Below are 21,199 nucleotides of genomic sequence, written 5' to 3'. Positions count from 1 at the left end.
GGCGTACAGCTGGCTTGGTCCGGAGGTCTCTCCCACCCGGCCGATCTCGCTTGATCAGTCCGGGCCGGCAGCACCGGTTCGGCCGCCCAGGCCTCCCGTGATGACGACGCTGCCGTGGCGGGATACTCCCCTCCACAAACGTGGCAAGTGTATAGGGTGCCGATGCATCTCGCCGTTCACCAGGTCACACCCGCCACGCTCTCCGCGATCGTATACCGCATACAGACTTCACCGCTAGAGATCTCGATGAGACACTGATGTCTCATTTGAGGTATGCTCGTCTCATGGCATTTGATCGGGAGCAGGTACTGCGGGCCGCCGCGAGTCTGCTGATGCGGAAGTCCTCGGCGACCATGGACGAGGTGGCCCGGGCCGCCGGGATCAGCCGCGCCACACTGAACCGGCAGTTCGCCGGGCGGGACGCGCTGGTCCGGGCGCTCGAGGAGCTCGGCATCGCCGAGTGCGAGGCCGCAGCGGCGCGGGCAGCCGTCGACGACGGCCCGGCCCCGGACGCCGTACGGCGCCTGGTGCGAGAGCTGGAGCCTGCCGCGGGACTGCTCGCGTTCCTGTACTCCGAGAACCAGTTGTTCGAGAACGAGCAGAACGAGGGCTGGGCCCGGCTCGACGCCCGCGTGGTCGCATTGTTCCGGCGAGGCCAGGAAGCCGGCGAGTTCCGGATCGACCTCAGCCCGGTGTGGCTGACCGAAGCGCTCTACGGGCTGCTGGTTTCCGCGGCCTGGGCCATTTGCGAAGGCCGCGTGGCCCCCAAGGACTTGACTTCGAACGTCACCGAGTTGCTGCTCGGCGGCGCAGTACGGAGAGAGAAATGAAACAGCAAGCCATCACCCGGCCGAGGCGCTGGCTGGCGCTCGGCGTACTCGTGCTGGCCGTGCTCCTCGTCGCGGTCGACGCGACGGTGCTCGGCCTCGCGACGCCGTTCCTGTCCGAGGACCTGAAGCCGTCGGGCACCCAGCTGCTGTGGATCGGCGACGCGTACTCGTTCGTGCTCGCCGGGCTGCTCGTGTCGATGGGCAGCCTCGGCGACCGGATCGGCCGCAAGCGCATCCTGCTGATCGGCGCGACGGCGTTCGGCGCGGTCTCGGTGCTGAACGCGTACGCGAACTCGGCCGAGCTGATGATCGTGGCGCGGGCACTGCTCGGGGTCGCGGGCGCGACGCTGATGCCGGCCACGCTCGCCCTGATCCGCAACCTGTTTCACGATCCGCGGGAGCGCAGTGTCGCGATCGGGATCTGGGGCGCCGCGGCGTCGGCGGGAATGGCGATCGGCCCGATCGTCGGCGGCGTACTGCTGGAGAACTTCTGGTGGGGTTCGGTCTTCCTGATCAACCTGCCGGTGATGGCGGTGCTGGTCGTCGTCGGAGCGAAGCTGCTGCCGGAGTCCCGGAACCCGCGGCCGGGTCCGTGGGACCTGATCAGTGTCGTGCTGTCGATGGTCGGGATGATCGGGATCGTCTATGCGATCAAGGAGTTCGCGGCGCACGGGTTCGGCTGGACCCCGCTGGCCGCGGGCGTGATCGGCGCGATCGCGCTCTACGGTTTCGTACGTCGTCAGCGTCGGCTCCCGATCCCGTTGCTGGACCTGCGGTTGTTCCGCAGTCGTGGTTTCAGCAGCGCCGTACTGGCCGATCTGCTCACGATCCTCGGGTTGTCGGGGTTGATCTTCTTCCTGTCGCAGTACCTGCAGCTGGTGCAGGAGCGGCGGCCGATCGAGGCCGGGCTCGCGGAGTTGCCGGCCGCGATCGGTGCGATCGTCGCCGGTCTGCTCGCCGGTCAGGTGGCGCGACGGTTCTCGGTGCGCGCGGTCGTGGCCGGTGGTCTTGCCGCGATCGGTCTGGCGTTGGCGGCGCTCACCACGATCAGCCAGGACACCGGGTATCCGTTGCTGGGTGCGGCATTGCTCGTGGTCGGGGCGGGTGCCGGGTTCTCGTTCACCGTCACCGCCGACGTGATCCTGGCCGCCGTACCGAAGGAGGAAGCGGGCGCGGCGAGCGCGGTGTCCGAGACGGCGTACGAGCTCGGCGCGGCGCTTGGGATCGCGCTGCTCGGGTCGATCGTCACCGGCGTCTATCGCGACTTCACCGGTCCCGCGGGCACGCCCGCGGCGGCCCACGAGTCGCTGGGTGGAGCGGTCGAGGTCGCTGCACAGCTTCCGCCCGCGGAAGCGGCTCAGTTGCTCGATGCGGCGCGGGAGTCCTTTGCCCACGGGGTTTCCATCGCCGCCGGCGTCGGCGCTGCCGTCCTGCTGATCACCGCGGTCGTCGCGTGGTTCCTCCTCCGCGGCCAGCAGCTCTCGACGCACGAACACTAGGCAAAAAGTTTCCGTTTCTTCGATTACCCCTGGGAGATTCCGCCGGATCGGAGTACAAAAGAGTTCCAGTAGGTCTTACCGCCCCTAGACCTGGAGGAATGTGTCATGGCCGGAATCAGTGCCGAAGCCTCGTGGTTCTGTTGTGGGAACGCATGGGGACCCTGTGGAAGCGCCGGGCACGGCGCCTGCGGGACGTGCAACTCGGGAAGCATGCAGCACGCGTGGCCGAACACCTCGGACGCTTGCTACGCCATCACTCGTCCGGACAGCTGCGGGATCACCGGGATGTCCCGGCGTACCTGCGGCTTCCGGCACGCCACCACCAGCCCGTGTACCGGGAAGCGGATCGTCACGTCGATCGCCGACTGCGGCCCGCAGACCGACCTGTTCTGCGGCGAACGCTCCTGCTGCGGCGGGAACTGCGCCTCGAACCGGGTCATCGACTTCACGCCGGCCGCGTTCAGCGCGCTCGGTCTCAGCCTGAGCAGCGGCCTGTCCCCCGTGTCCATCGACGTGGCCTGAGAGGAGAACGAGATGACATCCACGATGGACCGCCGCTCGCTGCTCAGCCGCGCCGCCCTCGGTGCGACCGGACTGGTCGCCGCAACCGCGATGGGATCGCTCGCTCCGGAGACGGCGTTCGCCGCCCCCCAGCAGTTCGCCGACGCGGGTCAGCCGGACCCGAACTTCGCCGAAGGCCTGATCATGGGCCGCAACCAGGATCTCCTGCAGGTACAGGGATCCGACGGCCGGCTGCACCGGATCCAGCTGACCTCTGTGACGAGTGTCTGGAAGCTCCGCCCGACCACCATCGACCAGGCCAAGATCGGCGACGGCCTGTACGCGCGCGGCGTACTGCTGCCGGACGGGATCCTGGCCGCCGAGGCGGTCTGGGTCAACATCGTCAACCTGACCGTCGCGATCACGGCGATCGGGCGTAACGGCGTACACCTCGATCACCACGGGCAGAAGGTCGTCGGGCACGTGCAGTCCGGGACCACGGCGGCCGTGTACAACGGCACGCCCGCGGTGTCGGACCTGTCGATGCTCAAGGTCGGCCGGCACGCCCAGGTGATCGGCGCCTGGCGACCGGGAACCAACGAGATCGACATCGCGACCATCTACACGTCGAGCTGACATGGGTGCCGGACATGTGGCAGCGGCCCAGCCGCTGCTGATCGGGTTGCTCCTGCTCTGGTCGTCGTACGGAAAGTTCGCCGATCCGAAGCAGGCCGAGCGTACGGCGTTACCGCGACTCGTCGGCGAGCCGCGGGCGAAGCTCGCCTACCAAGCCGTAGCCGCTCTCGAAGCCCTCATCGCTCTCGCTCTTCTCCTACCACCTTTCGTGGCGATCGAGGCGGTTGCCGCCGGTGCACTAGCCGTCGGCTTCACAGGGTTCCTCATCTACTCGAAGATCGTCGTACCTGAGGCCTCGTGCGGTTGCTTGAAGGCGTCGGCGAAACCTGTCGGCGGGCGGGCGATCGCACGCGCTTTGTTGCTGCTGGCAACTGCCGTGGTGGCGGCTTTCGCCTCAACTGGTTGGTGGTCGGCCGGTACGGGTGTGCTGGTGCTGGTCGTCGAGGCGGCGGCGTTCGCGATGCTGTCCGCCGAGCTCGACCGGTACTGGTTGCTGCCGTTACGGCGGTTCCGCATCCGGCTCAGCCACCCATACGCCGGTACGGCGTCCGACGACACGCCGCTCACCGCGACACAGCGGCGGGTCCTGCTCAGCCCGGCGTACCGCGCAGTCGACGGGTTGCTGCGTTCCGACATCCACGACTACTGGGACGAGGAGGACTGGCGGTTCGTGAGCTACGCCGCCAGGTACGACGGCCGCCGCGCGACCGCCGTCTTCGCCGTACCGCACCAGGACTCCACACCGGAGTCGATCCGGGTAGCGGTCGTCGACGACGACGGCCTGACGCTCTACCGCCCGACCATGCTCGCCACCGCCGGGTAGGCCCGGACCGCCACGCCATCACAATTGCCCCTCCGCCGCTCCCGTCACGCTCATCGTGGCGGGAGCGGCTGCATTGTGATGGCCTGGGGATTCCTGCTGTTGACAGCGCTTCGTATCGTTAGGAAGCTTTCCTAATAGTTCGTCCCCTGCAGCTCCTCCGCCCCGGAACACCAGGAGACCTCATGAAACCCCGCTCGCTCTGGGCCGTGACCGCGCTGGCTGTCGCCACGCTCGGGCTCGGCGCTCCCCCAGCTGTGACCATGGCCGCGACCGCGGCGGCCACTGACTACCAGGCCGAGGACGCGACCGTCTCGCAAGGCGTGGTCGAGTCCAACCACACCGGCTACACCGGCAGCGGCTTCGTCAACTACGACAACCTCGTCGGCAGTTACGTCGAGTGGACCGTGACGGCCCCGGCCGGCCCGGCCGACGTGACACTGCGGTACGCGAACGGTACGGCGGCCACGCGGCCGATGGACTTCACCGTCAATGGACAGCCCGGCGCCGTCGGTATCACGTTCCCCGGCACCGGCGCGTGGACCACCTGGCAGACCAAAACCGTCCGCCTCCAGCTCGCCGCCGGCACGAACAAGATCCGCGCCCGCGCGACCAGCGCCGACGGCGGACCGAACGCCGACAAGCTGACCGTCAGCCCGACCACCGACGACACCACTCCCCCGTCCGCGCCCGGCGACCTGACCGTCAGCGACATCAAATCGAACGCCGCGACGTTCCACTGGACCGCAGCAAGCGACAACGTCGGCGTGGTCCGGTACGAGATCAACCGCGGCGGCAACGTGCTGAAGGTTGTCGACGGCAACACCTTGTCCGCGACCGTGGACACGTTGACCGCCAATACGTCGTACGACATCTCGGTCGGCGCATTCGATGCCGCAGGCAACGCTTCGCAGCAGAGCAATGTGGTCACCTTCACCACGCCGGGCAGCGGCGATACGCAGCCGCCGACCGTTCCCGGGAGCCTGCGGTCGACGGGCGTCACCGCGAACAGCGTGTCGCTGGCGTGGAACGCGTCGACCGACAACAGCGGGAGCATCGCCGGGTACGACGTGTATCAGGGCTCGACTAAGGTCGCGTCGACCGGCTCGCTGACCGCGACCGTGACGGGGCTGACGGCGAACACGGAGTACACGTTCACCGTGAAGGCGCGCGATCCTGACGGGAACGCGTCCGGAGCGAGCAACGCGGTCACGGTCCGTACGGCGACCACGGGCGCTGGCGGCATTCCGGAGTACGACAAGGACATCGCGAAGGTCGATCTCGGATGGAGTGTGGCGTTCCTGCCCGACGGGTCTGCGCTGGTCACCGAGCGGGATCGTTTCGAGGTGCTGCGGGTGACGGCGGCCGGGCAGAAGACGACACTCGGGAAGGTGCCGGGCGTGGTGACGACCACCGGAGAAGGCGGTCTGCTCGGGATCGCGCTGTCGCCGAATTTCGCCAGCGACCACTGGGTGTACTTCTACCACACGGCGTCCGGCGACAACCGGATCGTGCGAATGAAGTACGAGAACGGGCAGCTCGGTACGACGTCCTCGCCGGTACTCACGGGGCTTGCGAAGAACCGGTACCACAACGGCGGGCGGATCGCGTTCGGTCCGGACGGGAAGCTGTACGCGACCGTTGGTGATGCCAAGAATTCCGGGAACGCGCAGAACAAGGGTTCGCTGAACGGGAAGATCCTGCGGATGAATCCGGACGGGAGTGCGCCGAGTGACAATCCCTTCTTCAGCACGGGCGGGAACGCGCGGTACGTGTGGAGCTGGGGACATCGGAATCCGCAAGGTCTGGCTTGGGATTCGCGAGGTCAGTTGTGGGCGGGCGAGTTCGGTGAGAACAGCCAGGACGAACTCAATCTGATCCAGAAGGGCGGGAACTACGGCTGGCCGGCGTGCGAGGGGACGATCGGGGACTGCGGTGGGTACATCGCGCCGAAGCGGACCTGGTCGACCGCGCAGGCCGGGCCTAGCGGCATCGAGATCGTCAACGACTGGATCTACATCGCGGGCGTGACCGGCGAGCAGTTGTGGGTGACGAAGATCAACTCGGCCGGTACCGGTGTTGGTACGCCACAGGCGCTGTTCTCCGGTCGGTGGGGACGGCTGCGGAGCATCACCCGCACGCCGGACGGTGGGTTGTGGCTAACCTCCACCAACAACGACAAGAACGGCGGGACCCCCTCCACGATCGACAACGTGATCGTCCGCCTGAAGTTCCCGTAGCAGCCGGCTTAGCTCTTTCCTGTGCTGAGGATGGTGGAGAGAGAATCGGGCGGGGGTGGGGCGACGGGTAGCGGAGGGCCGTCTGTTGGGCGGAGGGCGTCCAGCATGAGGGCCAGGTAGCGGCGCCACAGGTCGGGCGCGATGGTTCGACTCATCGCGAACGCCGGGCCGAGCATCGCGAAGATCGCCGCGACGTCCTGCGGCGCGGCGTCTTCGCGGATCGCGCCGGTGCGCTGGGCTCGCTCGAAGAGTTCGGTGACCGAGGCAACGATCCGCGGCCAGATCCGCGCCTGCTCGTCGTCATCCCCCTGTCCGGTAAGGGTTTCGTACAACCCACGGTCTGCGGCCTGACGCGCGGCAGTGCGCTCGAAGAACTGCACCAGCCCGTCCCACGGATCGTCGACCGCGAGCGCCGCCTCGGCGTCGACCACGATCTGCTCGGTCGCTTCCCGCAGTACCTCGGCGGCGATCGCGTGCTTGTTCGGGAAGTGCCGGTACGCCGTACCTGTGCCGAGCCCGGCGTACCGCGCGATGTCGTCGAGGGTCGCGCCGAAACCGTGCTCGGCGAACACCTCGCGCGCCGCGACAACAAGCCGCTCGCGATTCCGCACCGAGTCCCGGCGGGCGGGGCGCTCGCTCATCGCGCAACGCCGTGCTCGATCAGGCTCCGGGCGCACTCCACCACCGTGTACGCGGCCGGGCGGGGCTTCCAGCCGAGGACGCGCTCGGCCTTCGCGGTCGTATGGCGGTTGCGACGGCCGAGCGAGACCGTGAGCGCACGCAGCGACGGGTCGGTGATCGAGGCCAGGCGAACGACGAAGTTCGGCAGCTCGCGGGTCGGCACCTTCGCGGCCTGTTCGCCCAACGCATCCTTCAGCGCCGCAGCGATCTCGCGCATCCACACGAACTCACCGGTGCCGAGGAACCGTTCACCGGCGGCCTCGGGCGCGAGCATCGCGCGCACATGCAGGTCAACCAGATCGCGGACGTCGACCACCTCCAGCCCGATCTTCGGCGTACCAGGCATCTTGCCCGCGAGCATCCGCTGCACGATCCGCGTCGTACCGACGTTGTCCGCACTCAGAACCGGCCCGAGTACCGCACCCGGCAGCACCGTGGTCAGCTCGGTCGGCCCGTCGTACGTCGCCATGAAGTCCCAGACCGCCTTCTCCGCAAGGGTTTTCGACCGCCGGTACGCCGGGAGCTTCGGATCGTCGACCGTCCAGAGCGTCTCGTCCGTGACGCCGTCCTCGGTGTACGACGCCGGACTCGCCGCGTTCGCCGCGGACGTCATCACCACCCGCCTCACCCCGGCTCGCGTCGCGGCCTGCAGCACCCGCAACGCGCCATCCCGCGCCGGCACGATCAGCGCGTCCGCGTCCTTCGAGTTCTCGTCACCAAGCGGCGAGGCAACATGCAACACGTAGTCGACACCCTCCATCGCCACGTCCCACCCGTCATCCCGCATCAAATCCGCAACGACAAACGCCAACCGCTCGTCCGCCCCCACCGCCGCACGCACCGCACCAGCCCGCCCCAGACTCCGGACCGTCGTCCGCACGTCGAACCCCCGCTCGAGCAACCCGACAATCGCCCACCCACCGACATACCCGGTCCCACCCGTCACCAGCACCGTCGTACCCATCACCCACACCTCATAACCGGAGATCCCCTCTCCGATTACCACCGTACCACCAACCGGAGGCCTAGTCTCCGGATCGTTGGCCGGCCGGTCGTGTGCAAGCTCATTAGGTAGAGCACCCCGAGACGCCGTACACATCCACGACTTCCACGCTCAGGTGCACTACCCCACCAGCCGGCACCTCCTGTCGAGCTGCACACCACCCATGTCGGCCTCTCAGATGGCGCGGCCGAAGTCGGCGTAGATGGGGGTGCCGGTGGTTAGGGCTTGCTGGGCGAGGGCCAGGCGGCGGGTCATGGAGGGGCGGAGGCGGGGGGTTGCCTCGGTGAGGGTGAGGTAGTGGTGGGCTCGGGCTTCGGTGGGGTCGAGGGTGAGGGGGATGTCGTCCAGGACGCCGCCGTCGAAGATGAAGGCCAGCGAGTCGGACCACGGGCCTTGGGCGGGGACCCAGTCGACTACCAGCAGGCGGCCGATCTCCAGTTCGAGGCCGATCTCCTCCTGCACCTCACGGCAGCAGGCCTCGTACGGCGACTCGTCGGACTCGACGACGCCGCCGGGGATGTCGAGCGTGGGTTTGTAGGTGGGTTCGAGGAAGAGGATCCGGCCGGCGCCGTCGCGGACGAGTGCGCCGCCGGCGGCGGTCTTGCGGGGGAAGCGGGCCGCGATCCCCGGGTTGAACTCCTGCTCCGGCTCACCTTCGGCGGCGAGGTCGTTGTGTCGGTTCACCCGTCTAGTGTCGTCCGCGAAGGAGTACTCGACCCGGCCTGCCATCCGTTCTGCCTTTACGCCTGATCCAGCCGCCGGGTCATCCAGACCAGATCGCCGCGCTCCGGATCCGCGGTGAGCCGCCCGCTGTCCTCGAACCCGACCTTCTCGAGGACACGGAACGACGCCGTGTTCCACACCCGCACGGACGCCCAGAGCCGTTGGCGACCGGTCCGCGCCGCAGCATCGACCACGGCACGCGCCGCCTCGGTCGCGTACCCGTGTCCGTGGGCCCGTTGCGCGAGCTCGTACGCGATCTCCGGCTCGTCGAACGTCGCCTGTCCGACGGTCAGTCCGCAGTACCCGACGAACTCCCCGGTCGTCCGCAGTTCGATCGGCAGCAGCCCGAGTCCTTCCTCGGCGCCAAGCGGGTTGTCGGTCAGCCACTCGCGCATCTCCTCGACCGTGGGACGGCCGTCAGCGTCGATCTGCCGGACGGCGCGGTGGTCGCGTTCGATCCACAGGCCACGGTGGTCCTCGGCGTCGGACGGCCGCCAACGACGGAGGTGCAGGCGCTCGGTGGTCAGTTCGGCCGGGAAGTCGTCGTACACGCCGTCAATCTAGCCGGGCACGGAACGTGACCGTCGTCCTGCGGACGGATCGATCAGTTTTCGAGAAGCGCCGGGTGCCGGGCGGCTTCTAGTGTTTGGGGTGTTGAAGACGGCAACCACACAAGGGAGAGTCCGATGGCCACCACGAAGAAGAAGTCGTACGACGGGTTCAGCGACGCCGAGCGGGACGCGATGAAGGAGCACGCGAAGGCGCTGAAGAGCAAGGAGGACCCGGCCGAGGCACAGGCGGCGAAGATCGCGGGCATGGCCGACGCGGACCGCGTGATCGCCGAGCGGCTGAACGAGCTGATCCCGCAGATCGCGCCGGAGCTCACCCCGAAGCTCTGGTACGGCATGCCCGGCTGGGCGAAGAACGGCAAGATCGTCTGCTTCTTCCAGGACGCCGCCAAGTTCAAGTACCGCTACTCCACCTTCGGCCTCCAGGACTCCGCCAACGTCGACGACGGCGACATGTGGCCGACGTCGTATGCCATCACGAAACTGACGCCGGCCGTCGAGAAGCAGCTCATCGCCCTGGTCAAGAAGGCCGTCAGCTAGGGATCCACCGGGGCCGTGGCAAGATCTGCTGGGTGCAGATTGGGATGTTGGGGCCGTTTGAGGTGCGTACGGGCGAGGGTGGCCTGGTTGACGTGCCGGGGGCTCGGTTGCGTGGGCTGTTGATTGTGCTTGCGCTGGATGCCGGGCGGGTGGTTCCGAAGGCAACGTTGGTGGACTGGATCTGGGGTGAGCAGCCGCCGGCGGATGCTGCGAATGCCTTGCAGCGGTTGGTGTCGCGGTTGCGGAAGGTGCTGCCGGACGGCTCGGTCGAAGGTCATACGGATGGTTATCGGCTGCAGATCGACCCGGACGACGTGGACGCCGTACGGTTCGAACGCCTTCTGACCCGCGCCCGCACCGACCAGGACACGCAAGGCGTCCGGCTGCTGCGTGAGGCGCTCGGACTGTGGCGTGGGGCTGCGATGCAGGACGTCGGGCTGACCGAGAGCGGCGCGTTCGACGCGGCCGTGACCCGGCTCGACGGGCTCCGCCTGACCGCGATGGAGGACCGGTACGACGCCGAGATCACCCTCGGCCACGGCGCGGACCTCGTCACCGAGCTGACCGACCTGGTCGCGGCCCACCCAGTCCGCGAACGCCTGGTCGCCGCCCTGATGCGCGCGCTGGTCGCATCCGGCCGCGACACCGAGGCGCTCCGCGTGTACGAGCGCACCCGCGAAACCCTCGCCGACGAGCTCGGCGTCGACCCCTCACCGGAGCTGTCCGCCCTGCACGTCGCCCTCCTCCGCGGCGAGCTGGTACGCCGGGACGAGAAGCGGAACACGAACCTCCGCGAAGAACTCACGACCTACGTCGGCAAGGACGCCGACATCGCCACCGTCCGCGACCTGATCGCCGGGCACCGCCTGACGACGCTGATCGGACCGGGCGGATCGGGGAAGACCAGGCTCGCGACCGAGACCGCGCGCACCGTACTGAAAGGCCTGCCCGACGGGGCCTGGATGGTCGAGCTCGCGGCGATCGGCGCCGACGGGGACGTGGCGCAGGCGACGCTCGGCGCGCTCGCGCTGCGGGACGCGCTGCTCGGCGACGTCCCGGACGCAGAGCCGACGGACCGGGTCATCGCGGCGGTCCGCGAGCGGGCGATGCTGCTGATCCTGGACAACTGCGAGCACGTGATCGAGTCCGCGGCGATGTTCGCCCACAGGGTGCTCGGCGAGTGCCCACGGCTGCGGATCCTCGCGACCAGCCGGGAATCGCTCGGTATCACCGGCGAGGCGCTGTGGCCGGTCGCGCCACTCGCGCTCCCCGTGGACAGCAGCGAGATCGACGCGTCGCCGGCCGTCCGTTTGCTGCAGGACCGGGCCCGGGCCGTCCGCGCGGACCTCGCCCTGGATCCGGAGACGATGGCCCGCATCTGCCGTGCGCTCGACGGTATGCCGCTGGCGATCGAGCTGGCCGCGGCCAGGTTGCGCACGATGTCGCTGGAGCAGCTCGCGAACCGCCTCGACGACAGGTTCCGCCTGCTCACCGGCGGCAGTCGTACGGCGCTCCCCCGCCACCGCACGCTGCGCGCAGTGGTCGACTGGAGCTGGGAACTGCTGTCCGACGCCGAGCGGGCGGCCCTGCGCAGGCTCTCGGTCTTCGCGGGCGGCGCGAGCCTGGAGGCAGCCGAGCAGGTCTGTGCAGGTGGTGAGGTCGAGTCGTGGGAGGTGCTCGACCTGCTGACCGCGTTGACCGAGAAGTCGCTGGTGGTCACGAAGGACGAGGGCGCGCCGCGGTACCGGCTGCTCGGCACGATCAAGGAGTACGCCCAGCAGCGTCTCGAGGAAGCGGGCGAGACCGACCAGACCCGCCGTACCCATCTCGCCTACTTCACCGAGCTGGCCGAGACCGCCGACCCGCACCTGCGCCGGGCCGAGCAGCTCGAATGGCTGGCGATCGTCGAAGGCGAGCACGACAACATCGCCGCGGCGATGCGGGCTGTGCTGGCGGCCGGGGAGGCGGAAGGCGCGATGCGGCTCGCAGCGGCCGCCGGGTGGTACTGGTGGTTCGCCGGGCACAAGGTCGAGGGCAGCGAGTTCCTGATGGCGGCCCCCACGATCCCGGGCGAGGTCCCGGACGAGACCCGTGCGGTCGTGTACGCGTTCGTCACCGGGTTCATGACGTCGGGGCGCGGGCGCGACGAGAGCAACGCGGAGGAATGGATCCGCAAGGCCGCGGACGTCAGCCGGCGGATCAAGAACTCGCATCCGGCGGTGACGATGTCGGAGGCCCTCGAACGCCTGCTGGAAGGGCCGTCCGAGTTCGTGTCCGCCTTCGAGCCGCTGCTCACCGACGAAGACCCTTGGGTACGGGCGCTTGCGCGGCTGCAGACCGGCAAGATGCGGATCATGCTCGGCGACGGCGACGTGGACGCGGATGTCGCGCTGGAGACGGCGCTCCGCGAGTTCCGGGCGATCGGCGAGCGCTGGGGGATGTCGTTCGCGCTGACCGAGCTGGCGGACCGGGTCGCCGTACGCGGTGAGTTCGCCGACGCCTGCGAATACTGCGAGCAGGCGATCGCCGTGGCCGCGGAGGTCGGGGCCACCGAGGACGTCGTACGGATGCGGTCGCGGCAGGCCCAGCTGTACTGGCTCGCGGACGACCACGAGGCGAGCGCGAAAGCGATGGCGGAAGCGCTGCGGCAGGCGGAACGCGTCGCGTGGCCGGAGGCGCTGGTCGAGCTGACGTTGTGCAAGGCGGAGCTCGCGCGCTGGAGCGGCGACGCCGAGGAAGCGCGCCGGCAGCTCGACCTCGCGACGACCCTGCTCGGCCACGAGGCGGAGCGGGCGAACCTGCGCGCGATGATCCAGGACGTGCTCGGCTACCTGGCCGCGGATCTCGACCAGGCCTGGCAGCACCGGAGCGCGGCGTTCCAGGCAGCGACGGAGAGCGGGCACGCCCCCGGGATCGCCCAGATGCTCGTCGGCATCGCGGATCTGGCGTTGCGCACCGATCAGGACGAGCAGGCCGCGCGGCTGCTCGCCGCGAGTGCCGTCGTACGGGGACTGCCGGATCGGTCCAACCCTGATGTGGCCAAGGTGGAGCAGGAGACGCGCCGTCGCCTCGGTGACGCGAAGTTCACCGAGGCGACGGAAGAGGGCCGGCAGGCGAGCTGGCGAGAGCTCGTCGAGGTCACGCTCGCTTCTTGAACGTCGCGGTCGCCCAGAGGTACCCGACCACGGCGATCCCGAGGCACCAGGCGAACGCGGCGATCAGGTCGCCGGTCTGCGGCGCGCCGTTCAGCAGCCCGCGCAGGCTCTCGATGATCGGCGTGAACGGCTGGTACTGAGCGAACTGCTTCACGCCGGGACCCATCTTGTCCGCCGGCACGATCGCGCTGCTGAAGAACGGCAGCATCACCAGCGGCACGGAGGCCAGGCCCGCGGTCTCCGGGGTCTTCGCGAACAGGCCGAGGGCAACGGTCAGCCAACCGGTCGCGACCCCGAGCAGTACGACGAGACCGATCACGCCGAGCCACTGGGCGAAGCTCGCCGACGGGTTGAAGCCGAGCGCGAACGCGACCCCGATGATCGCGGCGATCGCGATCAGGTTGGTCATCACGCTGGCGATCACGTGTCCGGTCAGGACCGCTCCCCGCGGTACGTCCATCACCTTGAAGCGGTTGATGATGCCCTTGGTCATGTCGGAGTTCACGGCCGTCGCCACGGCGCCGAGCCCGTAGCAGACCGCGAGCAGGAGCATGCCGGGGGTCGCGTAGTCGACGTACGGGACGCCGACGCTGAACGCGTCGCCGAGCATGTAGACGAACATCAGCATGACCACGACCGGCATCAGGACCGCGTTGAACACCGACGTCGGGTTCCGCGCGATGTGCTTGAGGTTGCGGCGCAGCATCACGATCGAGGGGTTCTTCATTTCGCGACTACCTCCGCGGTGTCGTGCCCGGTCAGGGCGAGGAATACGTCATCGAGGTCAGGAGTGTTGACGGAGAACTCGTCGGCGTCGAGCGAGTACTCGTCGAGCCGGTCGAGCAGCTTGCGGACCGACTGGGTACCGCCGTCGCTGGGGACCCGCAGGGTCAGCGCGTCGTCGTCGCGGGTCGAGTCGGGCATGATCCGGGCGGCCGTGTCGAGGTCCTCGACAGAACCGAACCGGAACCGGACGTGGGTGCCGGGGATCTGCCGCTTCAGCTCTTCCGGGGTGCCCTGGGCAACCAAACGGCCCTTGTCGAGCACCGCGATCTTGTCGGCCAGCTGGTCGGCCTCGTCGAGGTACTGCGTGGTCAGGAAGATGGTCACGCCGTCGGCCAGCAGCTCGCGGATGATCGTCCACATGGTGCGCCGGCTGCGCGGGTCGAGGCCCGTCGTCGGCTCGTCCAGGAAGATGATCTGCGGGTTGCCGACCAGGGTCATCGCCAGGTCGAGCTTGCGGCGCATGCCGCCGGAGTACGTGGCCGCGGCCTTGTCCGCCGCCTCCGCCAGGTCGAAGCGCTCCAGTAGCCCGCCGACGATCTCGTTGCCCGCGCCGCGGGTCAGGTCGACCATCAGCTGGAGGTTCTCGCGGCCGGTCAGCAGCTCGTCCACGGCCGCGAACTGGCCGGTGACCCCGATCGCGGACCGGACCGCCTTGGCGTCGGTCGCGACGTCGTGCCCGGCCACCCGGACCGTACCGCCGTCTGCCTTGGTCAACGTGGTGAGCACGTTCACCGTCGTCGTCTTGCCGGCCCCGTTCGGGCCGAGCAGGGAGAAGACGGTGCCCGCGGGGACGTCGAGGTCGATCCCGTCGAGCACGGTCTTGTCGCCGAATGCCTTGCGCAGTCCTGTGACCGCGATCGCCGAAGTTGTCATGGGAACACCTTCGGCGGGCGTCCTGACACGCACCTGACACGCCGCCTACACGGTGTCAGTGGGCAGCGCAGTGCCTTGTCAGCACACTCGGCCAGTGTGGTTGTCACCGACACCCCGAGGAGCGATCACATGTCTACCTTCAGCACCCCCGCACCGATCTCCGCCGCCGTCGACATCATCTTCGGCGACATCACCGTCAAGGCGAGCGACCGTGCCGACACGGTCGTCGAGGTCCGGCCGGTCGACCCCGCCTGGGACCTGGACGTGAAGGCCGCCGAGCAGGTGGTCGTCGAGTTCACCAACGGGAAGCTGCAGGTCAAGCACCCGAAGCTGCGGTCGATGTTCAGCAAGCGGTACGGCGCGGTCGAGGTGCTGATCGAGCTGCCGACCGGCTCCGATGTGCAGGGGTACACCGCCAAGGGTGAGTACGTCGTCGAGGGCGAGGTCGGCTCGTGCGAGCTGAAGACCGCCAACGGAGACATCCGGGTCGGCAAGGTGGCAGGCACCCTGCGCGCCAAGTCGGCCACCGGCCACATCACCGTCGAAGCGGCCGGCGCCGAGGTCAACGCGCGGACCGCGAACGGCGACATCCGCGTCGGCTCTCTCGGCACCGGCACCCTCGACCTCTACACCGCCACCGGCGAGGTCGCGATCCGCATCCCCGAAGGCACCGCGGCCGCACTGGACGCCCACACCTCGATCGGCCGCGTCTTCAACGACCTGGACTCCATCGAGAATCCCGCCCGCACCGTCGCCATCCGCGCCCGCACCCACGGCGGCAACATCACCCTCCGCCGCGCGTGAGCCCGGATCCCCAGGCCATCACAATTGGCCGCCACGGCACGTCTCCAGCGCACGCTCCCCCGGATCCCAGCAATTGTGATGGCCTGGCCGTCCGCGCCGCCGGCGAGCAATTGCGTCCGGAACCGTCGAAAAGGAAGCCGAATTTTGTCGGAGTGTTGACGGAATAATTCCGGGTTCCTAACGTCGCCCACGTGCAGACCTATCCAGGAGTGCAGGCGCTGGTGCGGAGGACCCACGAAGAGCGGGTCCTCCAGGTGCTGCGGGAGCAGGGCGCGCTCAGCCGGAACCAGATCGCCCGTGCCATCGGCCTGTCCCGTACCACCCTGTCCGAGATCACCGGGAGCCTGCTGCAGCGGGGCGCCATCGTGGTGACCGACACCGACGCGGCGCACCGTGAGGGCAGCGGCCGGCCCGCCGAGCGGCTGGCTCTCGACCCGGCGTCCGGACAGTTCATGGGGGTCGACTTCGGGCATCGCCGCGTGCATGTCGTCGTGGCCGACGCCTCGCACGAGATCGTGGCCTCGGGTTCCGACCGGTACGAGGACCGCGTCGACTGGCCGACCCGGCTCGACGTCGCGTTCCGTCTGGTGGAGCGGCTCAGCGACGAGTACGGCGTCCACTACGGCGCCCTGCAGGGTGTGGGCATCGGCATCCCGGGGCCGTACTCGGGCAAACCGGGCGTGCGCGACTATCCGTCCCACCGGGCCGCGGCCGACGGCTTCCACGAGGCCTCGGTCGACCAAGCGTTCTGGCAGCGGTTCGGCGCACCGGTGATCGTCGACAACAACACCCGGCTGGCGGCGCTGGCCGAGGCGATCTTCGGCGAGAAGGCGATCGAGCACCTCCTCTACGTCCGGCTGTCCGACGGAGTCGGCGGTGGGCTCGTGGTCGGCGGCCGGCTCGCGTCCGGTTCTGCCGGGCTGGCCGGCGAACTGGGCCACGTCACGGTGCGAGCCGACGGCGACCCCTGCCGCTGCGGCAAGAACGGTTGCCTCGAGACGATCGCCTCGGTCCCCGCGATCCTGGCCGCCTGCCGGGCCGCCGGACTCTCGGTGGAGAGTCTGGACGACCTCGCGGCCGCGGTCACCCGTTCGCACCCGATGGCCGACCGGGTGCTGCGCGACGCCTCAGCGGCGGTCGGCCGTGTCCTCGCCGCCATCGCGATGGCGTTGAACCCCGCCGAGATCGTGATCGGCGGCGAGATCACCCGGCTCGCGCCCGTGATCGTCCAGCAGGCCTCCGCGACAGTCGCCTACGAACTCTTTCCGGGCGCCGCCTCCCCCGGCGTACGGGCGGCGCACCTCGCCGACGACGACGGCGCGCTCGGCGCCCTCGCCGCGGTGTTCCACAGCTCGCCGCTCCTGGCGGGCTACCCAGAGACGCAGATCCGAGGAGTGGCCGATGGCCGTCATCAGTGACCGGACCGCCCGCGGCGCGAAGCCGCGCGATCGCGCCGGAGGACGAACGCGCGCCCGGGCCGGTGGTCTTCCCCTGCTCCTGAACGCGATCTCGGTCGCCCTCGGTATCGCGGTGTGGTGGGCGCTGGCCCTCGCGGGACTCAAACTGCCCACGCCTCCCGAGGTGGTCGCGCAGGCGATCACTCTGATCAGCAACGGCACGCTGGGCAAGGACGTCCTGGCTAGTCTGACCCGCGTCCTGATCGGCTTCGCGCTCGGCACCGCCGCAGCCGTCCCCGTCGGGTTCCTGATGGGCTGGTACGCCGTCGTCCGCGGACTGGTCGAGCCGTGGATCCAGTTCTTCCGCACCGTTCCGCCGCTGGCGATCATCCCGCTGGCGATCGTGCTGATGGGGATCGGCGAGGCGCCGAAGATCTTCGTCATCTTCCTGGCCGCGTTCCTCGCCTGCGTGATCTCGACGTTCCAGGGCGTGGTCAACGTCGACCGCACGCTGATCAACGCGGCCCGGGTGCTCGGCGCCAAGGACGCCGGCATCTTCGCCCGGGTGGTGGTGCCCGCGTCGACGCCGTTCATCCTCGTCGGCATGCGCGTGGGCCTGGGATCGGCCTGGGCCACCCTGGTCGCCGCCGAGCTGATCGCCGCCCAGCAGGGCCTCGGCTTCCGGATGCAGAACGCGCAGCTCTACTACGACCTGCCGACGATCTTCGTCGGCCTGATCTCGATCGGGATCCTCGGCCTGCTGATGGACCGCGTCCTGCTGATGGCCGAACGCAGACTCACCGGATGGCAGGAGCGCCGATGAAGATCTCCGTCCAGGAAGTCACGAAGACCTTTGCCCTCGGCAAAGAGATGTTCACCGCGCTGGACCAGGTGTCGCTGGACATCGCCGACAACGAGTTCATCACCGTCGTCGGGCCGTCGGGGTGTGGGAAGAGCACGTTGATGAACATCCTCGCCGGCCTGGAGGACCCGACCTCGGGGCGCGCGCTCGTCGACGGCGTACCGGTGTCAGGTCCGGGGCCTGAGCGCGGCGTGATCTTCCAGCAGTACGCGCTGTTCCCCTGGCTCACCGTGCGCAAGAACGTCGAGTTCGGTCTCAAGACCGCGGGCGCCGGCAAGGCCGAGCGACGCGAACGGGCCCAGCATTTCATCGACCTGGTCGGGCTCGGCGAGTTCGCCGACGCGCTACCCAAGATGCTGTCCGGCGGTATGCGGCAGCGGTGCGCGATCGCCCGCGCGTACGCCGTGAACCCGTCGATCCTGCTGATGGACGAGCCGTTCGGGGCCCTGGACGCCCTGACCCGGGTCAAGCTGCAGGAGCAGCTCCTCGACACCTGGAGCCAGGAGCAGCGCACGGTCATGTTCATCACCCACGACGTCGATGAGGCCGTCTTCCTGGCGAACCGGGTCATCGTGATGGCCGCCCGGCCGGGGCGGATCTACGACGTGGTCGACGTCGACCTGCCGTACCCCCGGTCGGAGGACTTCCGCCTCAGCCCCGAGTTCGCCGCACTGCGCAACCGGGTCTGGCACTCCGTCTACCACCAGGACGGCCGCACCGCGGCCGATTCCAGAACCTCCCTACCGTCTCGATCCTAAGGACGTCTCATGTCACTCTCACGCAAACTGACGGCCCTGGCGGCCGGCACCGCCGCCCTGGCGCTCGCCTTGTCCGGCTGCGGAGGCGGCTCAGACGACGGCGCGAGCGGCGACCTCCAGCAGGTCAAGTTCGGCTACATCGCCGACTACAACGGCACCAGCCTGCTCGCGATCGCGAAGGACCAGAAGCTCTGGGAGAAGCACGGCCTGAAGGCCGACGCCAAGGTGTTCACGAACGGCCCGCTGCAGATCCAGGCCCTCGGCACCGGCGACCTCGACTTCGGCTACATCGGCCCGGGTGCGTTCTGGCTGCCGGCGTCCGGGCAGGCGAAGATCGTCGCGATCAACACCCTCGGCAACGCCGACCGGGTGATCGCGCGCTCCGGTACCACCTCGATCGACCAGCTCCGCGGCAAGACCGTCGGCGTACCGGAAGGAACGTCGGGTGACATGATCCTCACCCTCGCGTTGCAGAAGGCCGGTATGACGAAGAAGGACGTCAAGGTCGTCAACATGGACGCCTCGACGATCGTCGCGGCGTTCGCGTCCAAGAAGATCGACGCGGCGGGCTTCTGGTACCCCGCGATCGGAACCATCAAGAAGCAGGTCCCGGACCTGACCGAGCTCGCGAAGAACTCCGACTTCGAGTCCCAGGTCTCCTTCCCGACCGCGTTCGTGGCCGGCAACGACGTCGTGTCCGGCCAGAAAGACAAGACCGAGAAGACCATCGCCGTACTGCGGGACGCGATGGCCTACCGCTCCGCCAACATGGACAAGTCGATCGAACTGACCGCCAAGATGCTCAGCGTGCCGGTCGACCAGGTCAAGGCCGACGCGGGCAACGTCAAGGTGCTGTCCGTCGACGAACTGGACGCGAAGACCAAGGACGGCACGATCGGCAAGTGGCTCAACGGGATGGCCGACTACTTCGTCCAGGCCGGCAAGCTGAAGTCGAAGGCCGACCCGAAGACCTACTACACCGGCGATCTGTTCACCACGGCTGGTTCCGGCTCGGTGGCCAAGTGAGCGAGCCGAAGAACATCCTCTTCCTGATGACCGACCAGCACAGGGTGGACACGCTCGGTGCCTACGGCAACCAGTTGGGGACCACCCCGAACCTCGACGAGCTGGCCCGCACCGGGACCCGGTTCGACCGCTGGTACACGCCGACGGCGATCTGTACGCCGGCCCGCGCCAGCCTGCTCACCGGCCAGGCGCCGTTCCGGCACAAACTGCTGGCGAACTACGAGCGGAACGTCGGGTACCTCGAGGACCTGCGCGAAGGCACGTTCACGTTCTCGCAGGCGCTCCGCGACAAGGGGTACAACTGCGGGCTGATCGGCAAGTGGCATGTCGGCACCGACAAGTCGGCCGGTGACTTCGGGTTCGACGGCCCCGATCTGCCGGGCTGGCACAACCCGGTGGATCACCCCGACTACCTGGCCTACCTCGAGGAGCGGGGCCTGCCGCCGTACGAGATCTCGGACCGGATCCGCGGCACACTGCCCAACGGCGGGCCCGGCAACCTGCTCGCCGCCCGGCTGCACCAGCCGGTCGAGGCCACGTTCGAGCACTACCTCGCCACCCGCGCGATCGAGATGCTCGAGCGGTACGCCGCGGACGCCCGCGAACGGGAGCAGCCGTTCTTCCTCGCGCTGCACTTCTTCGGGCCGCACCTGCCGTACATCCTCCCGGACGAGTACTTCGACCTGATCGATCCCGCGGACGTCGAGCTGCCGCGGTCGGTCGCGGAGACGTTCCACGGCAAGCCGATGGTGCAGAAGAACTACAGCGCGCACTGGACGTTCGACACCATGCCGATCGAGACCACGCGCAAGCTCATCGCGATCTACCAGGGGTATGTCGCACTGATCGACTTCCAGCTCGGCCGGGTACTGGACGCGATGCGCCGGCTGGGGCTCGCCGACGACACCTCGGTCTTCTTTACCTGCGACCACGGGGAGTTCACCGGCTCGCACCGGCTGCACGACAAGGGGCCGGCGATGTACGAGGACATCTACCGGACTCCCGGTCTGATCCGGGTGCCGGGGCAGCCGGAGGGCGTCGTACGGAACGAGTTCGTCAGCCTGCTCGACTGCACCGCCACGATCCTCGAACTGGCCGGAGCCGACTCCAAGGCCGCCGTCGACTCGCGGAGTCTGCTGCCGCTGGTGAGTGGCGAGCCGGCCGAGTGGGACGAGGACATCGTGTGCGAGTTCCACGGGCACCATTTCCCTTACCCGCAACGGATGCTGCGCACGGACCGGTACAAGCTGGTGGTGAATCCGGACTCGGTGAACGAGCTCTACGATCTGGAGCTCGACCCGGACGAACTGCTCAACGTGTACGAGCACCCGGAGCAGGCCGGCGTACGGTCGCGGATGATGCGGCGGCTGTACGCCGTACTGCGGGATCGGGGCGACAACTTCTACCACTGGATGACGTCCATGTACGACGTGGGCGACGTCGGCTACGACCCGACGATGAGTGGCCTCGACGAAACGACGTACCAGAAGTAGCTC

20 protein-coding genes are annotated in these 21,199 nt (G+C 68.6%); 14 read left to right on the top strand and 6 right to left on the bottom strand.

Annotation, left to right across the window (positions count from 1 at the left end):
- The first annotated feature begins 284 nt into the window (after positions 1–284).
- From OHB24_RS25240 to OHB24_RS25215, 6 genes are all read left to right on the top strand, one after another.
- Positions 285–830 (top strand): TetR/AcrR family transcriptional regulator, encoded by a 546-nt coding sequence (locus OHB24_RS25240; protein ID WP_327633308.1) that lies wholly within the window; start codon positions 285–287, stop codon positions 828–830.
- Positions 827–2,329: an MFS transporter gene (locus OHB24_RS25235; protein WP_327633307.1), complete on the top strand. Its 1,503-nt coding sequence runs from the start codon at positions 827–829 to the stop codon at positions 2,327–2,329. Before OHB24_RS25240 ends, OHB24_RS25235 begins: the two co-directional genes overlap by 4 nt.
- 210 nt (positions 2,330–2,539) lie before the next feature.
- A complete protein-coding gene (locus OHB24_RS25230) occupies positions 2,540–2,851 on the top strand; it encodes a hypothetical protein (protein WP_238151085.1) in 312 nt (103 codons plus the stop codon).
- Positions 2,852–2,863: 12 nt separating this feature from the next.
- Positions 2,864–3,466: a cell wall protein gene (locus OHB24_RS25225; RefSeq protein ID WP_327633306.1), complete on the top strand. Its 603-nt coding sequence runs from the start codon at positions 2,864–2,866 to the stop codon at positions 3,464–3,466.
- A gap of 1 nt (position 3,467) precedes the next feature.
- On the top strand, positions 3,468–4,289 hold the full coding sequence (locus OHB24_RS25220) for a MauE/DoxX family redox-associated membrane protein (RefSeq protein WP_327633305.1): 822 nt from the start codon (positions 3,468–3,470) through the stop codon (positions 4,287–4,289).
- Positions 4,290–4,471: 182 nt separating this feature from the next.
- Entirely contained in the window at positions 4,472–6,526 is a 2,055-nt protein-coding gene (locus OHB24_RS25215) for a PQQ-dependent sugar dehydrogenase (protein WP_327633304.1), read from the top strand.
- Between the two features lie 8 nt (positions 6,527–6,534).
- Here OHB24_RS25215 and OHB24_RS25210 read toward each other — a convergent pair whose 3' ends face one another.
- From OHB24_RS25210 to OHB24_RS25195, 4 genes are all read right to left on the bottom strand, one after another.
- Positions 6,535–7,167 carry a TetR/AcrR family transcriptional regulator gene (locus OHB24_RS25210; protein WP_327633303.1) on the bottom strand — a complete coding sequence of 211 codons (633 nt, stop codon included), beginning with the start codon at positions 7,165–7,167 and terminating at the stop codon, positions 6,535–6,537.
- Positions 7,164–8,213, bottom strand: coding sequence for an NAD-dependent epimerase/dehydratase family protein (locus OHB24_RS25205; RefSeq protein WP_327633302.1), 1,050 nt, complete (start codon positions 8,211–8,213; stop codon positions 7,164–7,166). The genes OHB24_RS25210 and OHB24_RS25205 overlap by 4 nt, the downstream gene beginning before the upstream one ends.
- 171 nt (positions 8,214–8,384) lie before the next feature.
- Positions 8,385–8,894 carry an NUDIX hydrolase gene (locus tag OHB24_RS25200; RefSeq protein WP_327633301.1) on the bottom strand — a complete coding sequence of 170 codons (510 nt, stop codon included), beginning with the start codon at positions 8,892–8,894 and terminating at the stop codon, positions 8,385–8,387.
- Positions 8,895–8,950: 56 nt separating this feature from the next.
- Positions 8,951–9,484, bottom strand: a complete 534-nt coding sequence (locus OHB24_RS25195) for a GNAT family N-acetyltransferase (RefSeq protein ID WP_327633300.1) — start codon at positions 9,482–9,484, stop codon at positions 8,951–8,953.
- 135 nt (positions 9,485–9,619) lie between these two features.
- Here OHB24_RS25195 and OHB24_RS25190 point away from each other — a divergent pair, with 135 nt between their 5' ends.
- Both OHB24_RS25190 and OHB24_RS25185 read left to right on the top strand, forming a co-directional pair.
- Positions 9,620–10,042, top strand: a complete 423-nt coding sequence (locus OHB24_RS25190; protein ID WP_327633299.1) for an iron chaperone — start codon at positions 9,620–9,622, stop codon at positions 10,040–10,042.
- 125 nt (positions 10,043–10,167) lie between these two features.
- Positions 10,168–13,197 carry a BTAD domain-containing putative transcriptional regulator gene (locus OHB24_RS25185; RefSeq protein ID WP_327641099.1) on the top strand — a complete coding sequence of 1,010 codons (3,030 nt, stop codon included), beginning with the start codon at positions 10,168–10,170 and terminating at the stop codon, positions 13,195–13,197.
- On the opposite strand, the gene OHB24_RS25180 is transcribed toward OHB24_RS25185, so the two are convergent.
- Together OHB24_RS25180 and OHB24_RS25175 are read right to left on the bottom strand one after the other, a co-directional pair.
- Positions 13,181–13,924 carry an ABC transporter permease gene (locus tag OHB24_RS25180; protein WP_327633298.1) on the bottom strand — a complete coding sequence of 248 codons (744 nt, stop codon included), beginning with the start codon at positions 13,922–13,924 and terminating at the stop codon, positions 13,181–13,183. The genes OHB24_RS25185 and OHB24_RS25180 overlap by 17 nt on opposite strands.
- Positions 13,921–14,856 (bottom strand): ATP-binding cassette domain-containing protein, encoded by a 936-nt coding sequence (locus OHB24_RS25175; RefSeq protein WP_327633297.1) that lies wholly within the window; start codon positions 14,854–14,856, stop codon positions 13,921–13,923. Before OHB24_RS25175 ends, OHB24_RS25180 begins: the two co-directional genes overlap by 4 nt.
- Positions 14,857–14,985: 129 nt before the next feature.
- On the opposite strand from OHB24_RS25175, the gene OHB24_RS25170 reads away from it, so the two are divergent.
- The 6 genes from OHB24_RS25170 (at position 14,986) to OHB24_RS25145 (ending at position 21,196) form a co-directional block, all read left to right on the top strand.
- Positions 14,986–15,660, top strand: coding sequence for a DUF4097 family beta strand repeat-containing protein (locus OHB24_RS25170; protein ID WP_327633296.1), 675 nt, complete (start codon positions 14,986–14,988; stop codon positions 15,658–15,660).
- A gap of 191 nt (positions 15,661–15,851) precedes the next feature.
- Complete coding sequence (locus OHB24_RS25165) at positions 15,852–17,078, top strand: ROK family transcriptional regulator (RefSeq protein WP_327633295.1); 1,227 nt, start codon at positions 15,852–15,854, stop codon at positions 17,076–17,078.
- Positions 17,062–17,880 carry an ABC transporter permease gene (locus tag OHB24_RS25160; RefSeq protein ID WP_327633294.1) on the top strand — a complete coding sequence of 273 codons (819 nt, stop codon included), beginning with the start codon at positions 17,062–17,064 and terminating at the stop codon, positions 17,878–17,880. The genes OHB24_RS25165 and OHB24_RS25160 overlap by 17 nt, the downstream gene beginning before the upstream one ends.
- The gene (locus OHB24_RS25155) at positions 17,877–18,677 is read left to right on the top strand and encodes an ABC transporter ATP-binding protein (protein ID WP_327633293.1); all 801 of its coding nucleotides are present in this window, start codon (positions 17,877–17,879) and stop codon (positions 18,675–18,677) included. The genes OHB24_RS25160 and OHB24_RS25155 overlap by 4 nt, the downstream gene beginning before the upstream one ends.
- 9 nt (positions 18,678–18,686) lie before the next feature.
- On the top strand, positions 18,687–19,703 hold the full coding sequence (locus OHB24_RS25150) for an aliphatic sulfonate ABC transporter substrate-binding protein (RefSeq protein WP_327633292.1): 1,017 nt from the start codon (positions 18,687–18,689) through the stop codon (positions 19,701–19,703).
- A complete protein-coding gene (locus OHB24_RS25145) occupies positions 19,700–21,196 on the top strand; it encodes a sulfatase-like hydrolase/transferase (protein ID WP_327633291.1) in 1,497 nt (498 codons plus the stop codon). Before OHB24_RS25150 ends, OHB24_RS25145 begins: the two co-directional genes overlap by 4 nt.
- Positions 21,197–21,199 lie beyond the last annotated feature (3 nt).

It is taken from the genome of Kribbella sp. NBC_00482 (genome assembly GCF_036013725.1).
Taxonomy (GTDB): Bacteria; Actinomycetota; Actinomycetes; order Propionibacteriales; family Kribbellaceae; genus Kribbella.
Note: the sequence above shows the minus strand (reverse complement) of the source record. Positions and strands in the feature narration are given on the sequence as shown.